The sequence below is a fragment of the Limnohabitans sp. JirII-31 genome (genome assembly GCF_002778315.1).
In the GTDB taxonomy this organism is placed as follows: domain Bacteria; phylum Pseudomonadota; class Gammaproteobacteria; order Burkholderiales; family Burkholderiaceae_C; genus Limnohabitans.
This window is the reverse complement of record NZ_NESA01000001.1, coordinates 31,162-47,397: the sequence shown is the minus strand read 5'-3', so window position 1 is coordinate 47,397 and position 16,236 is coordinate 31,162. Positions and strand designations below refer to the sequence as shown.

The window sequence follows — 16,236 nt, the reverse complement described above, 5'->3', positions numbered from 1 at the left end:
TGAAAGTCACCGTCATCATGTCGACCCCTACTCCCGACTTCATGGTCTTTACCGGCAACGCCAATCCAACGATGGCAGCCGAAATTGCCAAACACCTTGGTATCGACCTGGGAGCTGCCAATGTGGGCCGCTTCTCTGACGGCGAAGTCACCGTTGAAATCAATCAAAACGTACGTGCCCGCGATGTCTTCGTGGTGCAAAGCACGTGCGCACCCACCAACGAAAGCTTGATGGAATTGCTGATCATGGTGGACGCCTTGAAGCGCGCCTCCGCAGAACGCATCAGCGCTGTCATCCCTTATTTTGGTTATGCACGTCAAGACCGACGTCCACGCTCTAGCCGTGTGCCAATTTCTGCCAAGATGGTGGCTGACTTGCTGCAAACCGTAGGTGTAGCGCGTGTGCTGACCATGGATTTGCATGCCGACCAGATTCAAGGCTTCTTCGACATCCCAGTTGACAACATTTATGCATCCCCCGTGCTCCTGGGTGATTTGCGCCTGAAGAACTACGACGACTTGATCGTGGTCTCCCCCGATGTGGGTGGTGTGGTGCGTGCCCGTGCATTGGCCAAGCAGTTGGGATGCGACTTGGCCATCATCGACAAACGTCGCCCCAAGGCCAACGTTTCTGAGGTGATGAACGTCATTGGTGATATCGAGGGCCGCAACTGCGTGATCATGGACGACATGATCGACACCGCCGGCACCTTGGTCAAAGCTGCCGAGGTCTTGAAAGAGCGTGGCGCCAAAAAAGTTTACGCCTACTGCACGCACCCTATTTTTTCGGGTCCCGCCATCGAACGCATTGCCAAAGGCGATGCCCTCGATGAAGTGGTGGTCACCAACACCATCCCGCTCAGCGAAGCTGGGCGTGCTTGCAAGAAAATCCGCCAACTCTCGGTGGCACCGCTGATCGCAGAAACGATCCAGCGCATTGCCAAAGGCGAGTCGGTGATGAGTTTGTTCTCCGACCAAGACCAGCTGTTCTAAACAGACTGATTGCGCGTCGTCGAACATTGTCCTGGGCTGCTTGTCAGCCCTTTTTGAAACTGGAGCCACACTGGTCGCGGTGGGCTCTCACTGGAGTGAAACTATGAAATTCGTCGCTTTTGAGCGCAGCAAGCAGGGAACGGGTGCGAGCCGCCGTCTGCGTATCACCGGTCGTACACCTGGCATCGTCTATGGTGGCACCACTGAGCCTTTGTTGATTGAGCTCGACCACAACGCTTTGTGGCACGCCCTCAAGAAAGAAGCCTTCCACGCTTCTGTCTTGGAAATGGAACTCAACGGGAAGAACACCGAAGTGCTGTTGCGCGACGTGCAATACCACCCGTTCAAGCAACTCGTGTTGCACATCGACTTCCAACGCATCGATGCCAACACCAAAATGAACAAGAAAGTGCCTTTGCACTACAGTGGTGAAGAAAACTCCCCTGCAGCCAAAGTGGACCAGTGCTTGATCAACCACGTGGCCACCGAACTGGAAGTGTCTTGCTTGCCCAAAGACCTGCCCGAGTTCATCGCTGTGGACCTGAGCGGCTTGACCAAAGGTCACTCGCTGCACCTCAACGACATCAAACTGCCTGCTGGCGTGTCCGCTGTGACCAAAGGCAAAGCCAACCCCGTGTTGGTGGCCGTGGTGGCGACCAAGGCTGACGAGCCGACCCCCGCAGAAGCCGCGGCTGCCGCTGCTGGCAAGAAGTAATCTTCTTGGTCTGTCTGCTAACGGCCCACCTCGGTGGGCCGTTTTTCATTGGAAAGCACCCCGGATAATCAGCCTCCATGATCAAGCTCTTAGTTGGCCTAGGAAATCCAGGCCCCGAATACGAAGCAACACGCCACAACGCGGGCTTTTGGTGGATTGACACCATCGCGCGCGACCTGAAGGTGCACATGCAACCTGACCGCGCCTACCACGGCCTGGTCGCACGAACCGCGATTCACGGCCACAACATTTGGCTGCTTGAGCCCCAAACGTTCATGAACGTGTCGGGTAAATCGGTGGCAGCACTGGCTAGGTTTTTCAAAATTCAGCCCAACGAGATTTTGGTTGCGCACGACGAGTTGGACATTCAACCCGGCGAAGCCAAACTCAAACTCGGGGGCAGCCATGCTGGGCACAATGGCTTGCGAGATATCCATGCGCAACTCGGCACAGACCAGTACTGGCGACTGCGCATCGGCATCGGTCATCCGGGGGTGAAATCAGAAGTTGCCAATTGGGTACTGAAAAAACCAGCGCCCGATCAACGCAGTGCCATCGAAGACTGCGTGATGCGAACTTCCTTGGCACTGCCACATTTGCTATCGGGTGACATGGTCAAAGCCACACAAATGGTCCATACCGCCAAGCCGCCCCGGCCCAAACCTCCCAGGCCGGCCACGCTGGCCAAGCCAGAGGAGACACGGCATGTCACACCACCATCCACGACGTCTGATACCGACTCAAAGTAGAGGCATCACAAGCAGTTGCCTGATTGCAGCCACGTTGCTGTGGCTCATACCACCTGTAACACGCGCACAGACCGTCTACCGTTGTGGTGACCAGTACAGCGCCACGGCCTTGTGCCAAAACAGCACAGCCCCCGCAGTGCAAGACACGCGCAATGCGGAGCAAACCAAAGCGCAAGAACGTTTGACACTGCAAACACAGCGCGAGGCGCAAGCCTTGGAGAAAAACCGCCTCCAATCCGAGCGCCGAGCATCTGTCCATTCGCCAGCAGTCACTCCCGCTTGGCCACAAGACAGCGCACTCCCCCAATCATCAGGCACAGCACCAGATACGTTGGCACCACCTCATCACGCACACAGCCAGAAGGTCAACCCTTACTTCACCGCAAAAGATGGCAGCACCCACTCAAACAGTGGCAAGGCGAAGCAACCCGTCAAGAAAAAAACCAGCTCAGACACGGCACAAAAACCGTGATGTAGTTCAGGCCTTGGGCGAACCGTCTGGCGGAGACAGGATTGGCACAGCAGGCGGTGAAGCAGACGTCATCAACAAACGAAACTTGGCCATCAACGCATCTCGACCCTCCACCCGTTGCGGGTTGACGGGGATACAAGCCACCGGACACACCTGAACACACTGAGGTTCGTCGAAGTGGCCCACACACTCGGTGCATTTGTCGGGGTTGATTTCGTAAATCTCTGGCCCCAAAAAGATCGCCTCATTCGGGCACTCGGGTTCACACACATCGCAGTTGATGCATTCGTCGGTGATCATCAAGGCCATGGCAACATCCAGTTGGAGTCAAAAGCTAAAACCCGATTATCCCAGTCCCAGGCCACGCGCCCCATACAACCGTACCCACAAAGCGGTTGTTAGTCGACTCAAACCTTCAGTTGCGCAGGGCGATACACCGGTTGGGGCGGCATGCCATGCAAATGCGCAGTGTCAGCCCAGGTGTGAATATGCAAACCGCTCGCCCAAGCCACCTGGTTCCAGCCAGCATTAGGTATGTCACACGCGCGCGGACCATGCAAGGACAGCGCCTGCGCGTTGCGCCACACCATGTCGAGCACACCACCGTGCGTCACCACCACCAAGTGCTCGCCAGAGTACTGTTGGGCCAAACGCTGCAAAGCAGACACCACCCGGTCATGGAACACCTGAGTGCTTTCGGCCCCCGTCACCGCGTAGTTGGCATCGAAGTCCAACCAGCGCTGCCATGCCTCAGGATGCTGCACTTTGATTTCTGGCACACGCAAACCCTCAAAGCTGCCAAAGCACTGCTCGCGCAAACCAATCTCCAAGAAGAGCTCACAGCCCAAGACTTGCGCCACAGGTTCGGCGGTTTGTTGCGCCCGCAGCAAATCGCTGCTGATCACACGTGTCGGCACGTGGCCCTGTTCAGCCCAAGCAACGAGTGACTGCTGCACACGCTCTTGCAAACGCTGGGCTTGGGCCTGGCCCATGGCATTGAGTGGCACATCCACTTGGCCCTGGAACCGAAGCTCTTTGTTCCAGTCTGTCTCACCATGTCGAATGAGTAAAAAGTCGGTCATACCCCAGCACGCCACATCATGCAGCCGCCGCTTTCTTCGCCATCAAACGCGTATAGACCGCGGGTGACACCAAATCGCTGGCATCGCCCTCTCCGCCCAGCTGAGAAATTTCACGCACAAAGGTGCTCGAAATGAATTGGTACTGTGCGCTTGGCGTGAGAAATACCGTCTCCACATCCGGCATGAGTTGGCGGTTCATGCCCGCGAGTTGGAACTCGTAGTCAAAGTCGGTCACGGCACGCACACCGCGCACCATGACATGCGCCTGATGGGTACGTACAAAATCACGCACCAAACCACTGAACGGCTCCACCGTGACTTGAGGATAGGCAACCATCACCTCACGCGCCATCGCCATGCGTTCGTCCAAATTGAACAAGGTTTTTTTGTGATGCCCCGCCGCCACCGCCAAGATCACTCGATCAAACAAATGCGTTGCTCGCACCAAGATGTCTTCATGCCCCAAAGTGATGGGATCAAACGTGCCGGGATAAACGGCAATCACGGGCTTTTTGGCCATGGACACTCCTGCAAATTCAACTTGAAAGGGATTATGCAATTCGCTGCAACAAGTGGGCATGTACCGTGCCTGCCTTGAGGTGACGGTAGGCCGTCAGGCCCAACACAGCCAAGGCCTCATCACTCCAACGCGCGGGCGCCTCTAGGTACACAAAGCCGTCGGCCTTCACGGCCTGGGCTGCAGCTTGCAACGCGGCATCAAACAAACCGCTGTCAAACGGAGGGTCGATGAACACCAGGTCCACGCTCGACGCGCCCAGTTGCTTCAAACACGCCACGCCATCGCCTCGCTGCACCTGAACCGCACTGGCCTTCAGGCGCGCCACCTGGGTGTTGAGCTGCATCACCAACCCAGCATCACTTTCGCACAGTTGCACATGGGCAGCACCTCGGGAGGCAGCCTCTAACCCCAAAGCCCCCGTGCCAGCAAACGCATCCACACAACGCCAGCCCAACAGGGATTGGCCGAGCCAGTTGAACAAGGTTTCACGCACGCGGTCTGGCGTGGGTCGTAAACCTGGCTTCAAAGCCACAGGCAGCTTGGTACGACGCCATTCACCGCCGATGATGCGAACCTCGCCAGCGCCTTTGGGTAATTTGGGAGAAGGGGTAGTGGGTTTCATAGAATGGCTTGATTCTAGAAACCCCCACCCATGTTTAGCTTTTTCAAGAAAAAAATCAGTGCTCCGTCTGTGGCGGACACGCCTTCAGCAACGCACGCAGAAAATACGTCCGCACCGACAGCAACCGCCCCACAGCGCCCACGTCAAAGCTGGATGGCACGTCTGGGCCAAGGCTTGCGCCGCACGGGTCAAAGCATCAGCACGGTATTCACCGGCACGCAAATCGACGATGCGCTCTACGAAGAACTGGAAGCGGCCTTGCTGATGGCCGACGCTGGCGTGCAGGCCACCCAGTACTTGCTGGCCGATTTGAAGCAGCGTGTCAAAGACAGCCGCACCACAGACCCCTCACAAGTCAAAGCCTTGCTGGCAGCATCGATTGCCCAACTGCTCAAACCACTGGAAAAGTCCTTGGTCATTGGTGCACACAAACCCACCGTGATCATGGTGGCTGGCGTCAACGGCGCGGGCAAAACCACCTCCATCGGCAAACTCACTCGCCACCTGAGCGACAGCGGTGCCTCCGTGCTGCTGGCAGCAGCCGACACCTTCCGCGCAGCCGCCAAAGAACAACTCGGTGTGTGGGCAGACCGCAACCAAGTGGAAATCGTCAGCCAGGCTGGCGGCGACCCCGCCGCGGTGAGCTTTGACGCTGTCACCGCAGGCAAAGCACGTGGCAGAGATGTGGTGCTGGTCGACACGGCAGGACGCTTGCCAACGCAACTGCACCTGATGCAAGAGCTCAGCAAAATCAAACGCGTGGTGCAAAAAGCAGATGCCACAGCCCCCCACGAAGTGTTGCTGGTGATTGACGGCAACACCGGGCAAAACGCCCTCGCGCAAGTCAAAGCCTTTGACGAAGCGCTGGGATTGACCGGACTGATCGTCACCAAACTCGACGGCACCGCCAAAGGCGGCGTACTGGCCGCCATTGCCTTGTGGAGCCAAAGCCGCAGTGCTGCGGGTGGCACACCGGTGCCGGTGTATTTCATTGGTGTGGGCGAATCGGTGCAAGACCTTGAGACGTTCAATGCGCAGGAATTTGCCGATGCCTTGCTCGGTTAAGTCTCAGCGATAAATTTGATCGCATGCTGCAAAAAATCATCCTCATCGTGCGCAACCGTCCAAGGTTGAGTTTTTGCATCGCGTTAGGGGTGATGAGCTTGGTGCTGTTCCCGAGCGAGTGGGCCTTGCATTGGATCACCCGGCTCACCCTGGCCTGGAATGTCGGGGCCTTGCTTTACTTGGTGCTAGCTTTGCACATGATGTTCGGCTCCAGCCACGAACGCATGCGCACCCGAGCCCTGCAACAAGACGAAGGTCGTCTCATCTTGCTGGGCATGGTGGTCATGTCAGCGCTGACTTGCCTGGCTGCCATCGTGGCCGAATTGGCATTGGCCAAAACCGCACAAGGCACCCTGCGCTATGCCCACATCGGCTTGGCGGCATTGACCATGGTGTCCTCATGGGGCTTCACACAAATCATGTTCGCGCTGCATTACGCCCACGACTACTACGTGGGGGAAATCAAAAACCAAACAGGTGGGTTGGATTTTCCAGGCGGCCACGCCCCCGATTACGGCGATTTTTTGTACGTCGCCTGCGTCATTGGCACCTCAGGTCAAACTGCAGACGTGAGCTTCACCAGCCGTGCGCAACGCCGTGTGGGCTTGCTCCACTGCGTGTTGGCCTTCTTCTTCAACACCACCGTGGTGGCCTTGATGATCAACATGGCCTCAGCCTTGCTCTAGGGCTTGCCATCTCGGCAAAAAACTCAAGCCAACTTCAGCACAGACAGCGACTTGCCCATGAAAGTAAAGCGCTCCACCACGACTGGGTAGCGTTCAAACACATCGGAAGTCTTGCAAAATCCGACCGAGAAAAACACCGTGTTTTTGGCGTTGGCATCCAATCCTTCGAGATGACCGTTCAACACCGGGACATCTTCAAGCGCCACACCAGATTGCCAATTTTCAACTGGCTCATGCAGATCAAAGTTCTGAGCCAACTTGTAAAACAAAGGCTCCAACTTGTAGTCGGCGTCTCCGAATTTGATCAAGATGATCTTGTCAAAGTCCGTCAACAACTCTTCGAGAATGGCCCACGCCTCGCTGGTTTTTTTGGCGTAAAAAATCCGATCATTCTCGCGGTGCAGCGAAATTTTGTGCCGTGACTCCATCACCTTCAACAGCAACTCACGGGCGTACACCGATCGACGCAAAGACTCCATGAAGGCCACAGCCACGCCAGTCACCACGGCGAAGTTGAGAGAAGTAATCAAATCTTTGTGTGAGATTTGATCAAACGTCCCATAAGGCGGCACAAAAAAGTAATTGCCCAGCCCAATGCTGACCAAGATTGAAAAGACAGAAAATTTATAACCGTACAAATATTGAATTAACAAACATCCCACGATGAAAAAGTGAAATACTGCATAGGGTTCTATGTAGGGATGCAACACGTAGCGAATCACAAACGCCACCAGTGTGATGAAGCAAGCCCCCAAGAACGCCTGTTCCTGAGAAAACTTCACCCAATTTTTTGAATTTTTGATTTCCATGAGTCAATCCGCGATCGCATCAAACGGCATTTACCTTCAAGGCGGGCCGCACTGCGTCTTGATGTTACATGGGCTGGGTGCTAGCTCGGTCGAATTGGCGCGCATGGCCAAAGACTTGCACCAGCAAGGCTTCACGGCGGTGGTACCCGACATCACCGGGTATTGTTTTGGTACCCCTGGACAAGCCTGGGAGGCTTGGGTGGAACAAGCCCAAAACCATCTGTGGGAATTGCGCAAGCAATACACCACGGTGTCCGTGGTTGGCGTCTCCATGGGCGCCACGTTGGCCATGGTGTTGGCACAACGAGAAAACATCCATGCCCTGGTGCTGTTGTCGACCGCACTGTCCTATGACGGCTGGGCCATGCCCTGGTATCGGTTCTTGCTGGATTGGGCCGCGTGGCTGCCTTTTGCCAACCGCTACACCTATGAGGAAGAAGAACCCTATGGCGTGAAAAACGAGGAGATGCGCGCCATGGTCAAACGTGCCATGAAGTCTGCCCATATCTCTGAAAGTGGTTCTGATATTTTGACCATGCACTACATCACAGAAGGACGCAAGCTCATCAAAGAAGCGCTCAAACATGTACCTGATGTGGACGCACCTGTGTTGTTCTTTCATGCGGTCGACGATGAGACCGTTCATATCCGCAATGCTGAATGGGCTTACCGCCGTGTGTCATCCAGCCAGAAAGACTTCATTTACTTGGGCGACAGCTACCACATGATCACGGTCGACAACGAACGCGAAACCGTGAGTCTTGAGACCGCGCGCTTTTTAAAGAAAACGGTCAACGAGTTTTTGAATGAACCCGCCTTTGAAGTGCCCACCGTGCAATCGCCCGAACTGCGCCGGGCACTCAGAAAGCGCGCGTGAACGTCATCGCGGCATCCACGCGCTGCGTCCTTATTTGAAAGATCTCGTCAGGGCGAAAAACCCACTGTCTTGCAGCTTGGTCGAGACCAATGGGCTCTGGGTAATGGCCGAATCCAACCAGCGACGTCGCAACTGCAAATTCAGGTGCCATGCCTCGCTAAGAGGCAGCTCAAACGCCATGGCCAACACAGGTGTGGTGGAGGCTCTGGCATCGTAAGCCCCGTACACACTGCTGAGCGACTCCGCGGCGGACACGCCGTAGAGATGCTGCACATACTTGCGACTGCGGTGCTCCACGCCCAATTGCGGGTACACCGTCACCTCCCCCAGCTTGAATTCGGCGGCATACGTGGCCTCTTGCAAAAAGCCACCCGAGGTGGTGTCGTACAAGCCATACACAAAGAAGGCCCCCCAAGGGGTCTCTTGGTAAGTTCCCAACCCCACGGGGACCGGGTTGGCACGCGCCTGTACACCGCTCAAACGCGGGGTATTTGTCTTGAACCCCTCAAAGCTGATGCGTGCTGCAAGCTCCAAGTAGCCCATGCCCAAGCGGGCAGTTTTCACCCCCAAGGTGTCCACTCGGGTATAAAAACGACCATAGTCAAAGTAGGCGTAAGGCAGCACAAAATTTTCCGCACCGTCACTCGGCACAATGTTCTGCGTGTTGTAAACAGCGGCCCCCACGTCCCCCGTCAAACGGTCTTGCAACGGTGTTTGCGCTGAAACGTGCAGCCCCATGCATGCCATCGCTGTACATAAAAACTTAAACATCTTTTCACCACGCCACATCAGGGTGCCACTGACGCACCGTCGATACGGTGCCGCACCAACGCCTGTGCCACAAAACCGCTGACTTTCATCTCCTGCACAAACTGGGTCAGCCATTCGGTCGCCGCTTGTCCACGCGCTTTGGGCAAGCCCATCGCTTGGTCAATCACCATGAAGCGGCCAGGTAACAAACGCACATGGGGCACACGTTGGGCATCGGCCTCCAACTGCTGCTTCACCCCGGCGGCCACCTCCATCTGCTGGGCCAGAAAGAAGTCCACCACCTGCGGTGATGTGGGAGCGCGCACGATCTGCGCATGCTTCAAATGACGACTCAAAAACAAGTCGTAGGCACTGCCCTTGCCCACCACCACACGGTGTGCGGTCACATCTACCTCGTCGTTGTGCTGCAGGGGCGAATCTTGTCGTACCAAATAACTGCCTTCAATTTGCACATAGGCACCAGTGAACGCCACGCCCTGGGCACGCTGGGGATCCAATGCAAAAAAACCAATGTCGGCTTGGTCTTGCGTCACCGCCTCCACCGCTTTGCCTGCGGCATCAAGCACCACCATCTGTAGGGGCACACCCAAACGGTGCGCCAATTGCTGCGCCAAATCGACCGACACCCCCACCGGCAAACCGCTGACAGGGTCGCGTCGCGCCAAGATCGGATTGCCCAAGTTGATAGCAGCACGCAAGGTACCGCTCGGCGCCAGCAATGCCGCAGGCGAGCTGGGCGCTTGGGCATGAACCCAGCCCAACGTCGCGACGCACACGACGACACAACTGCGTAAAAAACGACGGACCAAAAGAAAGCTGGAAATGGGTGTCATAGGCAGAGGTTAGCACTCCGGTACAGTTCATCCCCATGACATACAGCGTGAAAGAAATGTTCTACACCTTGCAAGGCGAAGGGGCAAACGCGGGCCGTCCGTCCGTGTTCTGTCGCTTCGCAGGTTGCAACTTATGGAGCGGACGAGAAGAAGACCGAAGCAGCGCCATCTGCCAGTTTTGCGACACCGACTTTGTGGGCACCGATGGCGACGGTGGCGGCAAATTTGCCACGGCCCAAGACTTGGCCCTCGCCATTGCCGCGTTCTGGCCCCAGGGTCAAGCGCATCGCTTGGTGGTGCTCACGGGAGGCGAGCCCTTGTTGCAAGTCGACGCGGCACTGGTTCAAGCCCTGCACGACCAAAACTTCACCATCGCCGTGGAAACCAATGGGACTGTGGTTCCTCCAGACGGCATTGACTGGTTGTGCGTCAGCCCCAAAGCAGGCAGCGCCTTGGTGGTGCGCAGCGGGCAAGAGCTCAAGCTGGTCTACCCACAAGCGGGCAACCATCCCGAAGAGTTTGAACAACTCCACTTTGAACACCACTACCTGCAACCGATGGACGGCCCCTTGGCCGCGGCCAACACCGCAGCCGCCATCGCCTATTGCCAGTCACACCCTCAGTGGCGACTGAGCGTGCAAACCCATAAATTGATCGGTATTCGATGACGTTTGAACTCAGCCAACGCTTCTACTTTGAAGCGGCCCACACCTTGCGCCGAACGATTGACGCCCAAGGCAGCCTGCGCATCCACGGCCACACCTACCACGCAGAAGTCACCATCGCGGGCACACCCGACCCAGCCACCGGCATGATGATGGACTTGGCTTACTTGCGCCAAGAAGTCGAGAAAGTACGCACCCAACTCGACCACCACTTCTTAGACGAAGTGGCAGGTTTAGGCCCGGCCACGCTGGAAAACCTGTGCCTGTTTTTACATACCCAACTCAAAGACGCCTTGCCCAATTTGGCTCGCGTGGTGGTGGAGCGTCCAGCCAGTGGCGACAAGTGCTGCCTCAAGGTGCCGCAAAGTTGATCTTGGTGGCCAAGCGTTTGTTGGCGTCGATCTCGTCGGCAATCACCTTGGCAAACTCAGCGGGCGTGGAGCCCACCGTCACATAGCCCTGCTCGGCAAATGCGCGTTTGACCTCCGGGTCTTCCAAGGCCTTGACCACTTCTTGGCGCATGCGCGTCACGTATTCCATGGGCGTGCCAGCTGGGTACCACAAGCCGTACCAAGGCGTGTAGACAAAGCCCTTCACACCCGCTTCATCGACCGTGGGTACATCCGGCATCAACGCCCAGCGGGTTTTGCCCGTGATGGCCAAGGCACGCAGCTTGCCCGACTTGACCAAGGGCAACAGCGCCGTGGCCGAGCCAATGCACACATCGATGCGTCCGGCCATCAAGTCGGTGATCGCCTCGCCCACGCCTTTGTAGGGCACGTGGTTGATCTTGGTGCCCGCACTGGTGTTGAAAAACTCGGCCGCAAACTGCATCACATTGCCCACACCGCCCGAGCCGTAGTTGAGCTTCTCGGGCCGCGCTTTCGCATCGGCGATGAACTCTTGCAAGGTGTTGGCCTTCACGCTCGGCCCCACGGCAACCACAAAGCCCACGCTGTTGGCCACCAAGGTGATGGGCGTGAAATCTTTCACAGGGTCATAGCTCAAGCTGGGTGACACCACAGGCAAGCTGGCATGGCTCGACGAGGTGTTGAGCAACGTGTAGCCATCGGGTGCCGACTTGGCGACCACCCCAGTGCCAATGGCACCCCCCGCGCCCGCGCGGTTGTCGATCACAAAGTTCTGCCCCAGGGATGGCGCCATTTTTTGGTTCAAGGTGCGGCCAATGAAGTCCATCGGCCCTCCCGCCACATAAGGCACCACCATGCGAATTGGATGGTTGGGGTAGTCTTTGTGTGCGACTTGGGTTTGCGCTTGAGCGCCAGCAGCGCCCAGCATCAGGCTGCACAACAGCCATGGAGTGATCTTCATCGGGACATCCTTTGGGAAAAAAATTCAAGTCATGCGGTCACGGTGCGCCAGCTGGGGGAACAAGCGCAACCACAGCACCGCCACCACCATGGTGCCAATGCCACCAAACACCACCGAGCCCACCGGCCCCAGCCACGCGGCTGTGGCTCCCGACTCAAACTCACCAAGCTGGTTCGACGCACCAATGAAAATGCCATTCACCGCCGCCACGCGCCCGCGCATGTCGTCGGGGGTTTCCATTTGCATCAAGGTCAAGCGGGTCACCACACTGATGTTGTCTGCCGCACCCGTCACGGCCAGTGCCAGCATGGACAGCCAGAAAGATTCGGACAAGCCAAACACCACCGTGGCCAAACCAAACACGCCCACCGCCAGCAGCAAGCGATGGCCCACATGGCGCTGCATCGGCCAACGCGCCAAGATCAGCGACACCACCAAGGCCCCCACCGCAGGTGCGCCACGCAGCAGCCCCAAGCCTTCGGGTCCGACATGCAAAATGTCGCGCGCGTAAATCGGCAACAAGGCGGTCGCGCCACCCAGCAACACGGCGAACAAATCGAGCGCCATGGCACCCAGCAAGATTTGACGCTCACACACAAACATCACGCCCGCCATGACCGTGCGCCATGTGGCGGCCGTGTGCGCCACCTTGGTGTGCGGCATCACCACCCACCAGGTCAACACAAAAGCGAGCGACAGCAACACCGCGCAGGTGAGGTAGACCGTGGTGGGCCCCAACACATAGAGCAAACCACCCAAAGCCGGTCCGCCAATGATGGCCACTTGCACACCGCTCGAACTCAGGGCCACGGCCGGTTGCAACAAATGGCCGGGTACCAAGGTGGGCGTGATGGCTTGCTGCGCGGGCATTTGAAAAGCGCGTGCCACACCCAGCACCACCGACAAGGCAAAAATCAACTCACGGCTGGCAAAACCACCCTCAATGCCCCACACCAACACCAAAGCCACCGCAGCCTGGGCCAACATGCACACGGCGAACAAGCGCCCGCGATGCACCCGGTCGGCCACATGCCCCGCTGGCAAGGTCATCAGCAACGCAGGGATGAACTGAAACAGGCCCACCAGCCCCAAGTCCCAAGCGCTGGAAGTCATGTCGTACACATGCCAGGCCACAGCCAACATGAGCATCTGGTTGGCCATGATGCCCACCAAACGCGCAAACCAAAACCGAAGAAACTGGCGCTGTTTGAGCAGCGCGGAGAAAGAATTGGTGCTCATTGAATTTAAAAAAAGATCAAGCCATGATGCCGTAGCTCATGATCAGCAAAGTGCCCGTCAACAAGGCGGGCACCAAGCGACGTTGCGGGTGCGACATCATCACCGCCACACTCACCGCACACACCGCCACACGCACCACCATTGGCACCTGGGCCAAGACGCCAATTGGCATCAAGATCATGCGCACCGTCAGGGCCGCCACCATGGCATAGGTCACGGCAGAAAGCCAGCGAAAAATCTCGCTCTCTTGGTTGATTTGGTCTGACAACAGCACACCAATGGCGCGGCAAAAATACGTGCCCACGCTGGCCCCGACCAAGGCCAACCAAGGCGTCCAGTCTTGCATGGGGGCCGTCATGCGCGCACCTCTTGGGGTGCCGGGCGCAGCCAGCGGCGGTCCACCCAATACGCCAACGTTCCGCCCACCAAACCCGTGGTCAACAAACTCGTGTCACGGTCCCAGAGGTAAAACAACGGGCCCAGCACGCAACCCAAAGCAATCGCCAAGCGGTTGGCCCAAGGCTTGACCTCGGTGAAGGTCAACAAAAAGAACAAGGGGTTCAAAAACACCAAGGCCAAGGTCACGGGCGGTGATACCCAACCCGCCACTTGGTAGCCCAAGTACGTGCCAGGCACCGACACCAACCAGCACGGCACGGCCAGTCCTAAGAAGTAGGCCAAGCGGTGTTTCGCAGGCATCGATTGAAACTCCCGCATCGACACCGCCCAGGCCGTCATGGCCAACACATGCACCGCGGCATACAAACGGTTGTTGCGGTCACGGCGGTGGAACTGCGGAAACAAAGTGACGGTCATGGTGATGAAGCGCGAGGACGACAGAGTCACCGCCAGCACCATGGCAAACAAGGACGAGCCGGTGATCAGCATTTCAAACAACACCACCTGCCCGGGCAAGGCAAACATCAGCAAACTGCTGGCCGTCATCAGCCACACATCGAAGCCGTTGCTGCGGCCCATGGCACCAAAGCCCACCATGCCTGCAAACAACACCACCATGGGCGCTCCTAAGGCGGCACGCACACCGGCCACAAACGCGTCTCGTCGGTTGGCAAACCGTATCCCAGTCATCTCACAGCCTCACTTCAGTCTGGCTGAACGCCGGCCTTGATCAACAAGGGATTGAGCGTTTCAATTTCGTGTTTCAAATGGGCGCGCAAATAGTCAGGCCGAGCCTTCTCTGCCGTCACCGGCAAGGCACCCAACGAGCCCAGGCGCGATTTCACATCCGGGTCTTTGATGGCGGCTTGCAACGCCACGGTGAGTTTGTCGATCACGGCCTTGGGTGTGCCCTTGGGCGCGTAAAGGCCAAACATGATGCTGATGTCAAAGCCCGAGGTCCCCAACTCGGGCAAGGCCGGCAAATCGGGCAGCGAGGCCAAACGGGTTTTGCCCGCCACCAAATAGGCCTTGACGCGACCACTGGTGGTGGCTGGCGTGGTGCTGGTGGTTTGGTCGCACATCACATCCAGTTGGCCACCCATCACATCGTTCAAGGCAGGGGCTGCGCCCTTGTAGGGCACGGAAGTCAGTTGCACGTTGAGCGCGTTCATGAACATCAAGCTGCACAAATGCGAGGCCGAGCCCACGCCAGCGTGGCCCATGCTCAACTTGGCTGCGTTGTCGCGCACATAGGCCACGAACTCTTTGGCATCTTTGGCCGGAAAGTCACGCCGCGCCACCACCACCATCGGGCCTTCGGTGGCCAAGCCAATCGGTTCAAAGTCGTCCACCGGGCTGTAGGAGAGGTTTTTGAACATCGCCAAGTTGGTGGCGTGGCTGACATGGATCATGAGCAGCGTGTAGCCATCGGGCTTGCTGCGCGCCACCTTGGCCGTGCCAATCGTGCCCGAAGCGCCCGCGGTGTTGTCCACCACGATTTGTTGCCCCAAAGCCTTTTGCATCGCTGCGGCATAGATGCGGGTGATGACATCGCCAGGCCCGCCTGGCGCGTAGGGCATGACCATGGTGATGGGGCGTGTTGGGTAATCTTGCGCCCAAGCACTGCCTATGCCCAACGACCCCAGCCCAACCAGAATCAGCCCTAAGAAAATGCGCGATGTCGTCATAGAGGTGCAGCGTATCACGCCCCCCGCGAACCAGCGCACAGGGGCTGGAGTACCCGAGTCATTTGAGCGACCCCTCAAGCCGCACGCTGTCGTGCCGATCTATCAAACAGACATAGAAAGGAGTTGGCCATGGGCTTGAGTGTCAGCAGCATCCACAGCAACCGCCCCTCGGCCAAGGTCTACCCACCCGTGGCCAAAGTGTCGCGCGTCACCAAAGGCGCTACGCCCATTGAAGAGGTTGATGGACCCTTCAGCGCCAGCGCCGACAGCCTGTTGATGGCGGCATCCAATGCAGCACAAGGCCATCCCAGTGCTGCCGCCCTGTTTGAAGGCAAGGGCAGTGAAGTCGACGTTTACGCTTGATACGTGTTACGCGCTGAGCACCGTCAACACTTGGCGCAACTGCCCCATTTGCCCTGCGTCGTCGATCCAGCGCAGCCACAGCTCACCCGAGCGCGTGGCACGCAAATAAAACTCAAACAAGGGGTTGGCCGAAATGCCCGATGAAGGCTCGACCCGAAACACCTCTTGCGGTGGTGCGCCCTCGCCCACCCATTGGCAGCTCAAGGTTTGGATCACATTGCGCGGCACGGTGCGACCCTCGTTGTCTTGCAAGTAGCCTGTCTCCATGGGGTGTTGTACCAAGATGCGAACCTTGAACACATCCCCCACCACCACACGGTCGGGCCAGGACATGCGCGCCAAATTCAAAGCCATGGC

The 16,236-nt window shown here is 57.6% G+C and carries 23 protein-coding genes; 10 read left to right on the top strand and 13 right to left on the bottom strand.

Annotation, left to right across the window (positions count from 1 at the left end):
• Window positions 1-17: 17 nt before the first annotated feature.
• The 4 genes from B9Z41_RS00200 (at window position 18) to B9Z41_RS00185 (ending at window position 2,928) form a co-directional block, all read left to right on the top strand.
• The gene (locus B9Z41_RS00200) at window positions 18-992 is read left to right on the top strand and encodes a ribose-phosphate pyrophosphokinase (protein ID WP_100145021.1); all 975 of its coding nucleotides are present in this window, start codon (window positions 18-20) and stop codon (window positions 990-992) included.
• A gap of 103 nt (window positions 993-1,095) precedes the next feature.
• Window positions 1,096-1,707, top strand: a complete 612-nt coding sequence (locus B9Z41_RS00195) for a 50S ribosomal protein L25/general stress protein Ctc (RefSeq protein ID WP_100143823.1) — start codon at window positions 1,096-1,098, stop codon at window positions 1,705-1,707.
• A 77-nt stretch (window positions 1,708-1,784) separates the two neighbouring features.
• On the top strand, window positions 1,785-2,456 hold the full coding sequence (gene pth / locus B9Z41_RS00190; RefSeq protein WP_100143821.1) for an aminoacyl-tRNA hydrolase: 672 nt from the start codon (window positions 1,785-1,787) through the stop codon (window positions 2,454-2,456).
• Window positions 2,413-2,928 carry a hypothetical protein gene (locus B9Z41_RS00185; protein ID WP_143474120.1) on the top strand — a complete coding sequence of 172 codons (516 nt, stop codon included), beginning with the start codon at window positions 2,413-2,415 and terminating at the stop codon, window positions 2,926-2,928. The genes pth and B9Z41_RS00185 overlap by 44 nt, the downstream gene beginning before the upstream one ends.
• A gap of 6 nt (window positions 2,929-2,934) precedes the next feature.
• Here the strand turns inward: B9Z41_RS00185 and B9Z41_RS00180 are convergent, their stop codons facing one another.
• The 4 genes from B9Z41_RS00180 to rsmD all read right to left on the bottom strand — a co-directional run bounded on the left by B9Z41_RS00180 (window position 2,935) and on the right by rsmD (window position 5,152).
• Window positions 2,935-3,237: a YfhL family 4Fe-4S dicluster ferredoxin gene (locus B9Z41_RS00180; RefSeq protein WP_100143817.1), complete on the bottom strand. Its 303-nt coding sequence runs from the start codon at window positions 3,235-3,237 to the stop codon at window positions 2,935-2,937.
• A gap of 98 nt (window positions 3,238-3,335) precedes the next feature.
• A complete protein-coding gene (locus B9Z41_RS00175) occupies window positions 3,336-4,010 on the bottom strand; it encodes a histidine phosphatase family protein (RefSeq protein ID WP_100145019.1) in 675 nt (224 codons plus the stop codon).
• 16 nt (window positions 4,011-4,026) lie between these two features.
• On the bottom strand, window positions 4,027-4,530 hold the full coding sequence (gene coaD / locus B9Z41_RS00170; protein ID WP_100143815.1) for a pantetheine-phosphate adenylyltransferase: 504 nt from the start codon (window positions 4,528-4,530) through the stop codon (window positions 4,027-4,029).
• Between the two features lie 31 nt (window positions 4,531-4,561).
• Complete coding sequence (gene rsmD, locus B9Z41_RS00165; RefSeq protein WP_100143812.1) at window positions 4,562-5,152, bottom strand: 16S rRNA (guanine(966)-N(2))-methyltransferase RsmD; 591 nt, start codon at window positions 5,150-5,152, stop codon at window positions 4,562-4,564.
• 30 nt (window positions 5,153-5,182) lie between these two features.
• Here rsmD and ftsY point away from each other — a divergent pair, with 30 nt between their 5' ends.
• Together ftsY and B9Z41_RS00155 are read left to right on the top strand one after the other, a co-directional pair.
• Window positions 5,183-6,217 (top strand): signal recognition particle-docking protein FtsY, encoded by a 1,035-nt coding sequence (gene ftsY / locus B9Z41_RS00160; RefSeq protein ID WP_100143810.1) that lies wholly within the window; start codon window positions 5,183-5,185, stop codon window positions 6,215-6,217.
• Between the two features lie 23 nt (window positions 6,218-6,240).
• On the top strand, window positions 6,241-6,903 hold the full coding sequence (locus B9Z41_RS00155; RefSeq protein ID WP_100143808.1) for a DUF1345 domain-containing protein: 663 nt from the start codon (window positions 6,241-6,243) through the stop codon (window positions 6,901-6,903).
• Window positions 6,904-6,926: 23 nt separating this feature from the next.
• Here the strand turns inward: B9Z41_RS00155 and B9Z41_RS00150 are convergent, their stop codons facing one another.
• Window positions 6,927-7,685 carry a DUF4118 domain-containing protein gene (locus B9Z41_RS00150; protein ID WP_158236098.1) on the bottom strand — a complete coding sequence of 253 codons (759 nt, stop codon included), beginning with the start codon at window positions 7,683-7,685 and terminating at the stop codon, window positions 6,927-6,929.
• Between the two features lie 25 nt (window positions 7,686-7,710).
• Here B9Z41_RS00150 and B9Z41_RS00145 point away from each other — a divergent pair, with 25 nt between their 5' ends.
• On the top strand, window positions 7,711-8,589 hold the full coding sequence (locus tag B9Z41_RS00145; protein WP_100143803.1) for a carboxylesterase: 879 nt from the start codon (window positions 7,711-7,713) through the stop codon (window positions 8,587-8,589).
• A 30-nt stretch (window positions 8,590-8,619) separates the two neighbouring features.
• Here B9Z41_RS00145 and B9Z41_RS00140 read toward each other — a convergent pair whose 3' ends face one another.
• Together B9Z41_RS00140 and B9Z41_RS00135 are read right to left on the bottom strand one after the other, a co-directional pair.
• The gene (locus B9Z41_RS00140) at window positions 8,620-9,360 is read right to left on the bottom strand and encodes a MipA/OmpV family protein (RefSeq protein ID WP_233202437.1); all 741 of its coding nucleotides are present in this window, start codon (window positions 9,358-9,360) and stop codon (window positions 8,620-8,622) included.
• A gap of 17 nt (window positions 9,361-9,377) precedes the next feature.
• The gene (locus B9Z41_RS00135; protein ID WP_100143799.1) at window positions 9,378-10,193 is read right to left on the bottom strand and encodes an ABC transporter substrate-binding protein; all 816 of its coding nucleotides are present in this window, start codon (window positions 10,191-10,193) and stop codon (window positions 9,378-9,380) included.
• A gap of 35 nt (window positions 10,194-10,228) precedes the next feature.
• On the opposite strand from B9Z41_RS00135, the gene queE reads away from it, so the two are divergent.
• Both queE and B9Z41_RS00125 read left to right on the top strand, forming a co-directional pair.
• Window positions 10,229-10,861: a 7-carboxy-7-deazaguanine synthase gene (queE, locus tag B9Z41_RS00130; protein WP_100143797.1), complete on the top strand. Its 633-nt coding sequence runs from the start codon at window positions 10,229-10,231 to the stop codon at window positions 10,859-10,861.
• Window positions 10,858-11,229 carry a 6-carboxytetrahydropterin synthase gene (locus tag B9Z41_RS00125; protein WP_100143795.1) on the top strand — a complete coding sequence of 124 codons (372 nt, stop codon included), beginning with the start codon at window positions 10,858-10,860 and terminating at the stop codon, window positions 11,227-11,229. The genes queE and B9Z41_RS00125 overlap by 4 nt, the downstream gene beginning before the upstream one ends.
• Here B9Z41_RS00125 and B9Z41_RS00120 read toward each other — a convergent pair.
• From B9Z41_RS00120 to B9Z41_RS00100, 5 genes are read right to left on the bottom strand one after another with little or no spacing between them, the layout of a single operon-like run.
• The gene (locus tag B9Z41_RS00120) at window positions 11,210-12,190 is read right to left on the bottom strand and encodes a tripartite tricarboxylate transporter substrate binding protein (protein ID WP_100143793.1); all 981 of its coding nucleotides are present in this window, start codon (window positions 12,188-12,190) and stop codon (window positions 11,210-11,212) included. The genes B9Z41_RS00125 and B9Z41_RS00120 overlap by 20 nt on opposite strands.
• Before the next feature lie 24 nt (window positions 12,191-12,214).
• On the bottom strand, window positions 12,215-13,429 hold the full coding sequence (locus B9Z41_RS00115; RefSeq protein WP_100143791.1) for an MFS transporter: 1,215 nt from the start codon (window positions 13,427-13,429) through the stop codon (window positions 12,215-12,217).
• A gap of 16 nt (window positions 13,430-13,445) precedes the next feature.
• Complete coding sequence (locus B9Z41_RS00110; RefSeq protein ID WP_100143789.1) at window positions 13,446-13,787, bottom strand: AzlD domain-containing protein; 342 nt, start codon at window positions 13,785-13,787, stop codon at window positions 13,446-13,448.
• Window positions 13,784-14,518 carry an AzlC family ABC transporter permease gene (locus tag B9Z41_RS00105; protein WP_100143787.1) on the bottom strand — a complete coding sequence of 245 codons (735 nt, stop codon included), beginning with the start codon at window positions 14,516-14,518 and terminating at the stop codon, window positions 13,784-13,786. Before B9Z41_RS00105 ends, B9Z41_RS00110 begins: the two co-directional genes overlap by 4 nt.
• Window positions 14,519-14,532: 14 nt before the next feature.
• Window positions 14,533-15,516: a tripartite tricarboxylate transporter substrate-binding protein gene (locus B9Z41_RS00100; RefSeq protein WP_100143785.1), complete on the bottom strand. Its 984-nt coding sequence runs from the start codon at window positions 15,514-15,516 to the stop codon at window positions 14,533-14,535.
• A 129-nt stretch (window positions 15,517-15,645) separates the two neighbouring features.
• On the opposite strand from B9Z41_RS00100, the gene B9Z41_RS00095 reads away from it, so the two are divergent.
• Window positions 15,646-15,879 (top strand): hypothetical protein, encoded by a 234-nt coding sequence (locus tag B9Z41_RS00095; RefSeq protein ID WP_100143783.1) that lies wholly within the window; start codon window positions 15,646-15,648, stop codon window positions 15,877-15,879.
• 6 nt (window positions 15,880-15,885) lie between these two features.
• Here the strand turns inward: B9Z41_RS00095 and B9Z41_RS00090 are convergent, their stop codons facing one another.
• Window positions 15,886-16,233, bottom strand: a complete 348-nt coding sequence (locus B9Z41_RS00090) for a thiosulfate oxidation carrier complex protein SoxZ (RefSeq protein ID WP_100143781.1) — start codon at window positions 16,231-16,233, stop codon at window positions 15,886-15,888.
• Between the last annotated feature and the right edge of the window lie 3 nt (window positions 16,234-16,236).

Excerpts from the sequence above, each read along its gene's own strand:
- B9Z41_RS00090 (WP_100143781.1), bottom strand. The coding sequence starts at position 16,233 with ATGGCTTTGAATTTGGCGCGCATGTCCTGGCCCGACCGTGTGGTGGTG.
- B9Z41_RS00200 (WP_100145021.1), top strand. The coding sequence starts at position 18 with ATGTCGACCCCTACTCCCGACTTCATGGTCTTTACCGGCAACGCCAAT.
- B9Z41_RS00095 (WP_100143783.1), top strand. The coding sequence starts at position 15,646 with ATGGGCTTGAGTGTCAGCAGCATCCACAGCAACCGCCCCTCGGCCAAG.
- B9Z41_RS00140 (WP_233202437.1), bottom strand. The coding sequence starts at position 9,360 with ATGTTTAAGTTTTTATGTACAGCGATGGCATGCATGGGGCTGCACGTT.
- pth (WP_100143821.1), top strand. The coding sequence starts at position 1,785 with ATGATCAAGCTCTTAGTTGGCCTAGGAAATCCAGGCCCCGAATACGAA.
- B9Z41_RS00195 (WP_100143823.1), top strand. The coding sequence starts at position 1,096 with ATGAAATTCGTCGCTTTTGAGCGCAGCAAGCAGGGAACGGGTGCGAGC.
- B9Z41_RS00180 (WP_100143817.1), bottom strand. The coding sequence starts at position 3,237 with ATGGCCTTGATGATCACCGACGAATGCATCAACTGCGATGTGTGTGAA.
- queE (WP_100143797.1), top strand. The coding sequence starts at position 10,229 with ATGACATACAGCGTGAAAGAAATGTTCTACACCTTGCAAGGCGAAGGG.
- B9Z41_RS00145 (WP_100143803.1), top strand. The coding sequence starts at position 7,711 with ATGAGTCAATCCGCGATCGCATCAAACGGCATTTACCTTCAAGGCGGG.
- B9Z41_RS00185 (WP_143474120.1), top strand. The coding sequence starts at position 2,413 with ATGTCACACCACCATCCACGACGTCTGATACCGACTCAAAGTAGAGGC.
- B9Z41_RS00110 (WP_100143789.1), bottom strand. The coding sequence starts at position 13,787 with ATGACGGCCCCCATGCAAGACTGGACGCCTTGGTTGGCCTTGGTCGGG.
- B9Z41_RS00105 (WP_100143787.1), bottom strand. The coding sequence starts at position 14,518 with ATGACTGGGATACGGTTTGCCAACCGACGAGACGCGTTTGTGGCCGGT.
- coaD (WP_100143815.1), bottom strand. The coding sequence starts at position 4,530 with ATGGCCAAAAAGCCCGTGATTGCCGTTTATCCCGGCACGTTTGATCCC.
- B9Z41_RS00125 (WP_100143795.1), top strand. The coding sequence starts at position 10,858 with ATGACGTTTGAACTCAGCCAACGCTTCTACTTTGAAGCGGCCCACACC.
- B9Z41_RS00100 (WP_100143785.1), bottom strand. The coding sequence starts at position 15,516 with ATGACGACATCGCGCATTTTCTTAGGGCTGATTCTGGTTGGGCTGGGG.
- B9Z41_RS00135 (WP_100143799.1), bottom strand. The coding sequence starts at position 10,193 with ATGACACCCATTTCCAGCTTTCTTTTGGTCCGTCGTTTTTTACGCAGT.
- rsmD (WP_100143812.1), bottom strand. The coding sequence starts at position 5,152 with ATGAAACCCACTACCCCTTCTCCCAAATTACCCAAAGGCGCTGGCGAG.
- B9Z41_RS00115 (WP_100143791.1), bottom strand. The coding sequence starts at position 13,429 with ATGAGCACCAATTCTTTCTCCGCGCTGCTCAAACAGCGCCAGTTTCTT.
- B9Z41_RS00120 (WP_100143793.1), bottom strand. The coding sequence starts at position 12,190 with ATGAAGATCACTCCATGGCTGTTGTGCAGCCTGATGCTGGGCGCTGCT.
- B9Z41_RS00175 (WP_100145019.1), bottom strand. The coding sequence starts at position 4,010 with ATGACCGACTTTTTACTCATTCGACATGGTGAGACAGACTGGAACAAA.
- ftsY (WP_100143810.1), top strand. The coding sequence starts at position 5,183 with ATGTTTAGCTTTTTCAAGAAAAAAATCAGTGCTCCGTCTGTGGCGGAC.
- B9Z41_RS00155 (WP_100143808.1), top strand. The coding sequence starts at position 6,241 with ATGCTGCAAAAAATCATCCTCATCGTGCGCAACCGTCCAAGGTTGAGT.